Raw genomic sequence first — 10,477 nt, forward strand, 5'->3', positions numbered from 1 at the left:
ACATATAGGCATGAACCCCCACAGGGTGGATGAGGAGTTCCGATTCCGCTCGGGGAGGTCGACGTGCCGCGTCCGCAGACACCCGGGGGAGTGGAACGGTCGCGGCTGCGCAGCCTCGCGGCCGCGTTCACCTCCCTCACCGCGATGATCGCCACCTCGCTCGTCGCGGGCCCCGCAGCGGCCGATTCGGCGGCGGGTCCGTGCGCGCTCGCGCGGACCGGAGCGCACCACTCCGAAGGGGTCGACTCCTGGAACGCCGCCTACCCCAGGCCGCAGGGCCGCCTCGACGCGGTGATGGTGTTCCTGTCCTTCCCCGACTCCACCCCGGATGCCACCCCCGACGAACTGGCCGCCGACTACTTCCCCGACACCTCCGGCTTCTTCCGCCGCGCGTCGTACGGGCGTTTCGAGCTCCGCGCCCACCCGGTGCGCACCTGGGTGACGATGCCGCGCACGTCCGGCGCTTATGGGATAGAACGGGACTGGGACCCGGGTCTGCGGACCGCGTACCTCCGTGACGCCGTCAAGGCCGCCGACAGCCGGGTGGACTTCTCCCGGTACGACATCGTGTATCTGATCGCCGATCCCGACGCTCCCGGGGTGGACTCCGACGCCACCAAGGTCGTGAACTTCGCCCGTCCGCTGCTGGCCGACGGGAAGGCCCTGCGCCGGATCGTCACCGTCTTCGAGCAGCATCCCCCGGACCGCAACGTGCTGGCCCACGAGACCGGCCACGTCTTCGACCTGCCCGACCTCTACAAGCGGCCCCGGGACGGCAAGGGCGACTGGGACACCCATGTCGGCGACTGGGACCTCATGGGCAGCCAGTTCGGGCTCGCGCCCGAACCGTTCGGCTGGCACAAATGGAAGCTGGGCTGGCTCGACCGGCACCAGGTCGGCTGCGTCCGGCGGGGCGGCGCGAGCGTCCACGGCCTCACCCCGCTCACCGCCCCGGCCGCGCCCGGTGCGGGCGACGGCGAGCGGCTCCTGGTCGTCCGGACCGGGGAGGCGGCCGCGCTCGCGCTCGAGGTCCGCGAGAACCGGGGGAACGACTCCGGGACGTGCACCAGGGGCGTGCTGGTGTACCGGGTGCGCAGCGGGGCCGCCTCCGGCGGCGGCCCGATGGAGGTGCTCGACGGTCACCCGCGGACGAGCGCCTGCCGGGAGTCCTCGGTCTATCCGCCTCTGGCGGACGCGCCGCTCGGCGTGGGGGAGCGGATGACCGACCGGGCCAGCGGGGTCGTGGTCGAGGTGCTGGGTACGGACAGCCGCGGCCGGTGGACGGTCAAGGTGACCCGGCCCTGACGGCGGGGCCGGCGGAGTCGGCGGAGCCGGCGGGGTATGGGGCCGCCGGGGTATGGGGCGGGGCGAGCGGGGCCCGGGCGGACGGCGCGTGCCCGAGGGCGGTCCGGGCCTGAGAGCGGTCCGCGCCCGGGAAAGACCCGTGCCCGAGAAGAGACCCGTGCCCGGGATTGACCCGTGCCCGAGAATGACGAAAGGCTCCCTCGCGAGCGAGGAAGCCCAGGTCAACGGTGTAACCGTAAGTGCGCCGCCAGGGACTCGAACCCCGGACCCGCTGATTAAGAGTCAGCTGCTCTAACCAACTGAGCTAGCGGCGCCTGACGTGGAAGACATTAGCATCCGGATCCGGGGGATCAAAAATCGATAAGCCTCAGCCCGGGGCGAGGGCGGATTCCGCCGCTCCGCCGCGCTCGTCCGCACCGGCGCAGTAGCTCCGAGCTGCATGGACGACGGCACGGAGCAGGATCTCGGGCCCCGGCAGCCAGGGGTGCCGGACCTCCGGGGCGACCAGCCACCGGGATATCCCCCGCTCCGTCCACTCCGGGCCGGCGTTCCGCGGCGGTCCGGCGGGCGGCGGCACCGCCACCGCGTCCCCCGCGCCGTGGAACAGCAGCGGTGGCACGGCGCGGCTCCGTGCCGCGCCGCCGAGCAGCTCGGGCAGCCGACGGGCGGTGCCGGTCGTGGCGAAGATCAGCATCCGGCTGCGGTGCACCGACACCGGCCCGGTGCCGGGGCCCTCGGACCACAGCCGGTCCAGCATCCGGCGGCCGAAGACGGCCGGGACGTTGATCACGTCGAACGCGGTGCCGCAGGGCAGGACGCCGGGCGCGGTGGGGTGGCGTGACCAGCGGGCGAGCAGGCGGTGCGGGGCCGGGTCGGCGGACACCAGCCACTGGGCGCCGGCGCTCGTCACCCGGCCGCTGGTGGCCCGGCGTGGGCCCGCCGCCGGACGCGTCCCCGCCGTGGGGCGGCCGCCGTGCCCGGCCGTGGGGGAGCTGGACGCGGACTCCGGGCCGGGCTCCGCGGGGCCCGGCTCCGGGGCGCCGGCGTCGGAGACGTCCGGGCGCCGGTCGGCGTCGAAGTGCCAGCTGTCCCGCTGCCAGTCGTTCATAAACAAACAAGTACCGGACTGGGATGCTCCGACTCCGGTGAATAGCAGAAACGGGGACAGGGTGGGGAGTGGTGGGGTACCTTCCCGCCCGCATATGCCCACGGCCGGGTGCGGCCGTCGGCGGCCCAGGAGCCCGTTCGCCGTGCGGTACCGCGCGCCGGTCCTGGGCGCCGGAGCGTGCTGCCCGTTCGTGCCGCCGTTCGTGCCGCGCACGCCCATGACCAGCCCGGACCGCATGGCCGGCCCGGACCCCATGGCCGGGCCCGGGCCGCATGGCCGACACAGACCGCATGGCCTGGCGCAGACGGCGCGCCATGCGGTGCGGGCGGGGAGGTGGTGTGGTCCGGCGGGTCAGGGAGCGGCGGAACCGCCGTTGCGCAGCAGGTCGCGACCGAACTCGATCATGCGCATCGCGTAGTCCTCGCTCCAGTCCGCCCGCTCCGCGATGGCGGACACGGGAAGTCTGTCGAAGCGCTGGGGGTCCGCGAGCTGCGCCGCGGCGATCGCCTGGTACTCGGTCGCCCGGTCGGCGGCCTCCCGGAACGCCAGAGTCAGCTCCGTCGACCGCCCCAGCAGCTCCTTGGGGTCGTCGATCGACTCCAGGTCGAAGAAGTGCTCGTCGTCCTCGGCCACCTCCGCGGGCTCGAAGAGCAGTGCCGCGGGGCGCAGCCGTCGTTTGGCGTCGTCCGTCTGGTGGTGAGCCGACCCCGGCTCCGACATGGAACTACCTCCGCCGTTCTCCCGAATGAGACTTTGCTGTTCTCCATTGTCCCGCGTCCGGCGAGACGTCCGCAGGCACTTCCCGGCGGCTCCGAGGTGCCTTCCGCGGGCCGTCGGCGAGCGCGGCCCGGCACCCGCAGCCCCCTGTCCTGTACCCGGCACCGGACCCCGGTCACCCTTGGACCCGGCCACCTGGACCCGGCCACTTGGGTCCGGCCACCTGGGTCCGGCCACCCGGGGGCCGGCGCCCCCCGGACCCCTTCGTCCCGTCGTCCCCGATGCCCCGCGCCCGCCGAGTGCGTGCCGGTCCCGGCGAGCCGTACGTTCAAGGACGCAGGCGTTCGAGGACGCCGTAGGTTCGAGGACGCCGGCGTTCAAGGACGCCAGCGCACCCGGTGCTCCGTGAGGTGCGACAGCACCGCGTGGTTCGCCTCCCAGCCGTCGGGGAACTTGACCGTCACGCCGAGCTGGACCGGCTCCGTCGACGGGTGCTCGTCCAGGAGTTCCGCCACCCCGGCCCGGCACACCACGATGCACGCGTGCCGGTGGCGCGAGGCCAGCACGCACAGCCGCCCCGTCTCCAGATGGAACGCCGTGGCGTCCGGCCGGCCCGACAGCGGGTGGAGGACCACCGTGACATCGAACTCCCGGCCCTGCAGCCGGTTCGCGGTGTCCACCGCAACCCCGGACACCCCGAGCCCGGCCAGCGCCGCCCGGACGGCCGCCGCCTGGTCGCGGTGGGCCGTGCCGACCGCGATGCGGTCCGCCGTCAGCGGCACCGGCTCCGGGGAGCGCTCGCTCGTCGCGGCCCCGCCCCGGTCCAGCAGTCGCCGCACCACCTGCGCCACCGCGCCGACCGCTTCCGGGTCCGTCCGGGGCGTCCGCCGGGCGGGCAGCTCCAGCAGCCCCCAGCCGGACTCGGCGGCCTCGTCCAGCACCCGGTCCGCCGCCGAACCGTCCGACCGCACCCCGAACCCCAGCCGGCGGTCGCCGTGCCCGGTGCCGCTGCGGAAGCGCGTGTACGGGTAGAACGCGTCGGAGACCAGCGGCGCGGCGGACGCGGGCAGCCGCCACGACACCGGCAGCCGGTGCTGCGGCAGATCGGGGTTGTGGGCCAGCAGGGTGCTGACCGCACTGGCCGACGGGTCGTACGACAGGCCCGCCCACTGCTCGGCCCCCACCACGCTGAACGGGTCGAGCTGCCCCGGGTCGCCGACGAACAGCGCCCGTTCGAACAGGCCGGCCACGGCCAGCAGCGCGTCCGACCGCATCTGGTAAGCCTCGTCCACGATGGCGTGCTGCCACGGCTCGACGTTCCCGGTGTGCGCCCACTTCGCGGCGGTCGAGATCACGACGTCGAGCCCGGCCAGGTCGGCGGCCTTGGCGGAGGTGCGGACGGACGGATGCCGGTCGAGGACCGGGTCGTACGCCTTCGGGTCGCTGCTGTGCAGCCGGCCGACCGGGAGGTCCGGTTCGGCGGTCGCCAGCCGGTCCACCAGGTCGTCCACCTGCGCGTTGGTCTGCGCCACCACCATCAGCGGGCGCCCGGCGGCGGCCAGTTCGCGGGCGGCCCGCACCACGAGGGTCGACTTCCCGGCCCCCGGGGGCGAGTCGACGACCACGCCGCGGTGCGTGCCGTGCAGGGTGGCGTGCAGGATCGCGTCGGTCGCCCGGGCCGCGGCGGCTCCCGGATCGAACGGCTCGTCGCCGGCCGGGCGGCTGCCCGGACCGGAGCCGGCGGCACCGCCGTCGTCATACGGGCGACGGGGGCCGCGGGCGCCACCGGGGCCGTCGCCGGGGCCGTCGCCGGGGCCGTCCGGCACCGCCGCGCGGCCCGGGTGACGGTCGTCCCGCCTCGGGCCGTCCGGATCCAGTGCGTGCGGATCCAGTGCGTGCGGATCCGGGGCGTGCGGTCCCCGGCCGTTCCGTGCAGGGCTGTTCCGTGCAGGGCTGTTCCGTACGGGGCCGTTCGGTACGCGGGCGTTCGGCACCCGGCCGTCCCGGGCCCACCGGCCCGTCGGGTCGTCGCTCACAGCAAGTCCTCATCGGTCACCGGGTCGGGGGCTTCGGACACGGCCGGAGAGCCGGGTGGCCCGCCGTGCGTCCACGGCGTCTCCTCCGGGTCGGGCAGCTCCGGCCCGCCGCGCGGCGCATGTTCGAACAGCGTCCAGCACACCCGGTCGCCGCTCTCCGGCACCGAACCCGGCTCCGGGACCTTGCCCCGGCCCATCCCGCCCGTCAGCCGGACGACCAGCCCGCCCGCCGCGTAGGAGACGAACTCCGCCGGCTGCGTCCGCCCGTCGCCCAGCGCCCGGTACACCTTCGCGGACTCGGCCAGATATGGCTGGTCTTCCGTGCGCACCGTCACCAGCGGGCGCGGCCGCGGGACCTTCGCCTCGCTGTACGCCATCACCACCTCCGTGACCTCCCCCGCGAAGGCTTCCCCGGCCAGTCGTCGGCTCGCCATGACCAGCGGGTCGTCCAGCGCCTCCTGCGCGTCGAGCTGCGCCTGCGCGGTCTCCCGGGTGGCGAGCTTCTGCGCGGCCGTCACCGCGTCGTCCCGCTTCGGCTGCGGCGGTTCACCGGCGCGGACCCGGTCCCGGTGGCCGGTGAACGACCAGCGGTCGCGCTTCCACCGGTCCTCGACATGGCCGCCCGGCGGCAGCGCGCGGAGCAGATCCACCCCGCGCCACAGGGCGTCCCAGGTGGGCCGCAGTTGAGCGCTGACCAGCGTGCGGATCTCGGCCTCCGCGGCGGCGACGGCCCGCGGGCCGGCCGCCGCGCCCGCCGTCCCCGAACGCGCCGCGTCGAACCGGGACATGGCCGGGGCCAGCAGCGTGTTGTCGAACACCGGGTCGGTGGCGGGACCGGCCGGCGGGCACCGCAGCAGCCCGTCCCCGTCGCGCGCCAGCTCGGCCCGGAGGGCCGCCTCCGCCCCCGACTCGCCGTCCGGCGGGTCGATCCACGCCAGCAGGGAGCCCAGATGCTGGTCCTCCAGGTTGCTCTGACCGGTCGCCCAGTGCCGGCCCAGCAGCTCCGTCATCGACAGCAGCAGGGACGACCCCGGCACCCGGGACCGCTCGCCGTAGTGCGTCAGCCAGCGGCCGAGCAGCGGCACCCGGGCGGGCGCCGGATGGGGCGTCTCCGGGTCCTGCTCGGCGGTGCGGCGGAACCGCATCGACCGCCCCAGCAGCCGGACGAACTCCACCCCCGCCGTGCTCGGCACCAGCAGCTGCGGGGCGTCCGTGCACAGCTCGACCTCGACCGGTACCCGCTTGCCGGTCTCCGGGTCGGTCTCCTTGCGCTCCTCGGTCTCCACGTCGTCCGCGTACGCGTCGATGTGCGGCAGCACCGCCTCCGCCAGGTCCGCGAGGAACGCGAACCGCAGATCACGGTCGCGCGGCTGGGCCACCACGAGCAGCCGCGGCGCGTCCCGGTCGGTGCCGACCAGCGCCCCCAGCGGAGCGCCCGCCTCACCCGCGGTGGTGAGCGGGACGAAGACGAGGGGCCGGGCGGAGAGATGACGGTGCAGCACGGTGGCGCCCGGCTGGGCGCGCCCCGACCGTACGGCTTCCAGCCGGGCCAGGGTGGCGATCAACGACACGGGGCCTCCCTCTTGCGTCCGGCCCGCTCGAATCCGGCGGCTGCATCGGGTCCGGCGGCCGGCGCGAATCCGGCCAGCGCCTCGGTGCGCAGGGCGGCGGCCCTGCGGAGTGCTTCGACGGCCGGGTCTTCGGTCTCGGGGCCATCGGTCTCCTGGGCATCGGTCCCCGAGCCATCGGTCCCCGAGCCATCGGTCCCCGAGCCATCGGTCTCCGGGGCTGAGGTCTCTGGGGCTGGGGTCTCTGGGGCTGGGGTCTCCGGGGCTGCGGTCTCGGGGACGTCTGCCTCCGGGGATGCGGTCTCCGGAGCGTCGGCTCCCGTTTCACCCGTATCCGTTGCACCCGGATCCGGTTCACCGGTCGCCGGTTCGCCGGCGGCGGGCCCGTCCTCCCCGTACGCCGCCGCCAGCACGCTCTCCACCGTGGTGAGACCGCCCAGCTCGCCCCGGACCCCGCGGCCCAGCGTCTCCACCGCGCCCTCGGCCCGGGCCCGGGAGCGGCAGTGGAAGGCCAGTTCACAGGCGGCCAGGCACTCGGGGGCGTACGTCGCCCCGACCGCTTCGACCGCCTCCGTCAGCTCCTCCGCGGGCCGGGTCGGCGTGCTGCCGTCGTCCGCGAGCCGCAGGTCGAACGTGGTGCCCTCCGGCAGCGCCGCCGCGATCTCCTCGATCCGGGTGAGCCGGGTGAGCTGGCGCCGCGTGACGGACAGCTGCTTGCGCACGTCCACCGGCTCGGCGACCGGCAGGTTGGAGAAGTCCTTGGGGCAGACCAGCAGCACGGTGTGCCGGACGCCGGGGGCCGGGGCTCCCGCGGCCGTGGTCGCGGCCATCGCTCCGGCCAGCCGCTCCAGGGCCAGCACGTACACCGCGGCCTGCCGGGCGGCGGCGCCCACCTTCGCCGCGTCCGCCGCGCCGTCCACCACGGGGAAGGACTTGACCTCCACCACCGTCCACCGCCCGTCCGGCTGCACCACCACGGCGTCCGGTTCCAGATGGACGGGGGAGCCGGCCACGTCCAGCGGCACCATGGGGTGGAACAGCAGCGCCCAGCGTCCGGCCGACGTCGCATCCGCGAGAGCGATCCTGGTGCGGGCGGCCCGGCCCTCGGGGCCCGCCGCCGTCAGATCGGGCACGTCCACCTCGTCCGGCGCGGGCGGTGCCGCGGTGCCGCCGAGGCGCTCGTGCACCAGCCGCATCAGCTCCGCACCGCTGCCCGCCCCGACGCGCGCCTCGAAGGCGTTGCCGCGGACGAACGCGAACTGGGACTGGCCGAACGTCGCCGGTGAACCCAGGGCACGCGCCAGGGCGGCCTTGTTCACGCCGGCGCCGTCGAGCAGAGCACGCCGACGGCAGCCCGGGTTGGCCGCGAGCGCGGCGAGGGCACGGGCGTCGAGCGGTTGCGGTGCCGCGGAGGGTCCGCGCAGCTCAGCGAGCCGCTGCCGGAGTGCCGTCCCCGGCTGTGGCAGGGCCTGCGGTGGCGGCGCTGTCGGGGCGGCCGCCACGGCTCGGCTGTCGAGGGATCCGTTCACCCGCCGAAGTCTCGCATCCGCCACCGACAGCCGTCTCGGTTCCGCTTTCCGGGACGGCCGGGGTGAGGGAAGTGGTGGCGCTCGGCGAGGCGGTGGCGCCGGGCGCAGTGGTGGGGTGCGGCGCAGTGGTGGCGCGCGCAGTGGTGGGGTGCGGCGAAGTGGTGGAGTTCGATGCGGCGGCGGTGCTCGGGGTGGCGGGACGTGCCTCGGCCGCGGCCGTGGAACGGACGGCCACCGGCGCCCCCGGGGCGGGACGGAGACCGGCGCGCTCCCGGGCCCGGTCGACGAGCCGGAGCACCGGCGGCGTCAGCAGCAGCCCGGCCCCCATGACGGCCGCACCCGCGACGGCGTCCAGGAAGTAGTGGTTCGCGGTGCCCATGACCACCAGCGTGGTGAGCAGGGGATAGCCGATGCCCGCCACCCGGGCGGCCGTTCCGCGGCCGTGCCGCCAGAGCATCACCCCGCACCACAGCGACCAGCCGACGTGGAGACTCGGCATCGCCGCGAACTGGTTGGTGAGGCCGCCCAGCCCGCGGGGCGCACTCGCCGCCCCGCCCCACCAGCCGTACGCGCTGTACTGGGCCATGGTGTCCACAAAACCGTACCCCGCCTCGAGGAGGCGGGGCGGGCAGGTCGGAAGGAGGGTGAAACCGATCAGGCCGAGCAGGGTGGAGCCCATCAGCCAGCCGCGGGCGGCGCGGTAGCTCGCCGGGCGGCGCCGCCACAGCCATATCAGGATCGCGGGGGTCATCAGGTAGTGCAGCGTGGCGTACGCGAAGTCGGCGGGTATGCCCACCCAGGCGTGCGCGGTGAAGATCCGGTTGAGCGGGTGCTCCGCGTTGAGGCCCCACTCCTGCTCGAAGCGGAGTATCGCCAGTCCGTGATCGACGGCCGTGGTGGCGTCTCCCCGGGCCAGCAGCCGACCCGCCGAGTACACGGCGTACACCACGATCACCAGCGGCAGTTCGGTCCACCAACGGGGCCGGCTGGGGCGGCTCTCCGCGGTGTGGTGCGCGGGTGCGGTCGCTGGCATGCGGACGCTCTCCAAGTCTTGGGACGGCACCGAGGCGCTCGTTCAACTGTACGGTGTACGTGAATATGTCGGCACACCGCCCCCGGTGCCGCTCGCCCCCTGCTTCGCCCGCCGTTCGGATGCCCTTCGGGCCTCGGCCGTCCCCTGTTCGGCCGTCCGGGCGGGAAGACGTGGAGTCCGCCCGGCGGGTTGCTTCCCGAACATCTGCGTGATGATGGAGACGACAGGTCACACCTGTCGCACGGGCACCACCTGCGCGGTGGCCGCGTTGGCTCGGCGGGCTTGTGCGGGTTCGTCTCGTACGGGTTCGTGCGGTTTCGTGCAGGCGGCGGGTGCTGTGCGGCGGGCGCGTACGACGCAACACGGCGAGAGGTCCGCTATGGCTCCCCGCATCCTGCTGGCACGGCACGGGCAGACGGAATGGTCACTGTCCGGCAGACACACCGGGCGGACCGACATCCCGCTCCTGGAAGAGGGGCGGCGCGGCGCGAAGCTCCTGGGGGAGCGCCTGCACCGGGCCCCGTTCAACGGGCTCCCCGACGCGGAGATCCGCACCAGCCCCCTGGTCCGGGCGGCCGAGACCTGCGAGCTGGCCGGCTTCGGGGACCGTGCCGAGCCGTTCGACGCGCTGATGGAGTGGGACTACGGCGCGTACGAGGGGCTGACCGGTACCGAGATCCAGGCGCAGCGGCCAGGCTGGTTCATCTGGCGCGACGGCGTGGCGGACGGGGAGACCCTGGAGCAGCTCGCCCGGCGGGCGGACGCGGTGGTGGAGTGGGCGCGCTCGGCCGACCGCGACGTGCTGGTCTTCGCGCACGGGCACATTCTGCGGGCGCTGGCGGCGCGCTGGCTGGGGGAGGACGTGTCGTTCGGGGCCCGGATCAAGCTGAATCCGACGTCGCTGTCGATTCTGGGGTGGGCGTATGGGGAGACGGCGATCGAGGCGTGGAACGAGACGGGGCACCTTGATCTTGGGGGTGGAGGGCGGTAGTCGCCGTGCGGCGCGCGCTTGGGGGTCTTGCGGTTCGTTTCTGCGGGCCTTGTTTGTTGGGTGCGGGTGTGTGGGTGGTTTCGGGGGTGGGGGCTCCGGGGTGGGGGGTTCCGGAACGTATATTTACGGCCCTGGGGGCCACAAATACACGGAAGCTTCCGGAACCCCAGATCGCAAGAGCGTCGAGTAG

8 protein-coding genes and 1 tRNA gene are annotated in these 10,477 nt (G+C 74.6%); 2 read left to right on the forward strand and 7 right to left on the reverse strand.

What is annotated here, in order from left to right; genetic code table 11:
• Positions 1–63: 63 nt before the first annotated feature.
• Entirely contained in the window at positions 64–1,305 is a 1,242-nt protein-coding gene (locus ABT112_RS31290) for a M6 family metalloprotease domain-containing protein (RefSeq protein ID WP_351515165.1), read from the forward strand.
• A gap of 240 nt (positions 1,306–1,545) precedes the next feature.
• On the opposite strand, the gene ABT112_RS31295 is transcribed toward ABT112_RS31290, so the two are convergent.
• The 7 genes from ABT112_RS31295 to ABT112_RS31325 form a co-directional block, all read right to left on the reverse strand.
• Positions 1,546–1,619, reverse strand: a tRNA-Lys gene (locus tag ABT112_RS31295).
• Positions 1,620–1,672: 53 nt separating this feature from the next.
• Complete coding sequence (locus ABT112_RS31300; protein WP_351515166.1) at positions 1,673–2,413, reverse strand: bifunctional DNA primase/polymerase; 741 nt, start codon at positions 2,411–2,413, stop codon at positions 1,673–1,675.
• A 351-nt stretch (positions 2,414–2,764) separates the two neighbouring features.
• A complete protein-coding gene (locus ABT112_RS31305) occupies positions 2,765–3,133 on the reverse strand; it encodes a DUF8844 domain-containing protein (protein WP_351515167.1) in 369 nt (122 codons plus the stop codon).
• A 374-nt stretch (positions 3,134–3,507) separates the two neighbouring features.
• Positions 3,508–4,791 carry an AAA domain-containing protein gene (locus ABT112_RS31310; protein ID WP_351515172.1) on the reverse strand — a complete coding sequence of 428 codons (1,284 nt, stop codon included), beginning with the start codon at positions 4,789–4,791 and terminating at the stop codon, positions 3,508–3,510.
• A 371-nt stretch (positions 4,792–5,162) separates the two neighbouring features.
• Positions 5,163–6,737 (reverse strand): hypothetical protein, encoded by a 1,575-nt coding sequence (locus ABT112_RS31315; RefSeq protein WP_351515168.1) that lies wholly within the window; start codon positions 6,735–6,737, stop codon positions 5,163–5,165.
• Positions 6,728–8,263: a hypothetical protein gene (locus ABT112_RS31320; RefSeq protein ID WP_502975502.1), complete on the reverse strand. Its 1,536-nt coding sequence runs from the start codon at positions 8,261–8,263 to the stop codon at positions 6,728–6,730. Before ABT112_RS31320 ends, ABT112_RS31315 begins: the two co-directional genes overlap by 10 nt.
• A complete protein-coding gene (locus ABT112_RS31325; protein WP_351515169.1) occupies positions 8,160–9,296 on the reverse strand; it encodes a phosphatase PAP2 family protein in 1,137 nt (378 codons plus the stop codon). Before ABT112_RS31325 ends, ABT112_RS31320 begins: the two co-directional genes overlap by 104 nt.
• A 379-nt stretch (positions 9,297–9,675) precedes the next feature.
• On the opposite strand from ABT112_RS31325, the gene ABT112_RS31330 reads away from it, so the two are divergent.
• Complete coding sequence (locus tag ABT112_RS31330) at positions 9,676–10,287, forward strand: histidine phosphatase family protein (RefSeq protein WP_351515170.1); 612 nt, start codon at positions 9,676–9,678, stop codon at positions 10,285–10,287.
• The last annotated feature ends 190 nt before the right edge of the window (positions 10,288–10,477 follow it).

Origin of the sequence: Streptomyces sp. NPDC002055 (assembly GCF_040296705.1) — a bacterium.
Classification (GTDB): domain Bacteria; phylum Actinomycetota; class Actinomycetes; order Streptomycetales; family Streptomycetaceae; genus Streptomyces.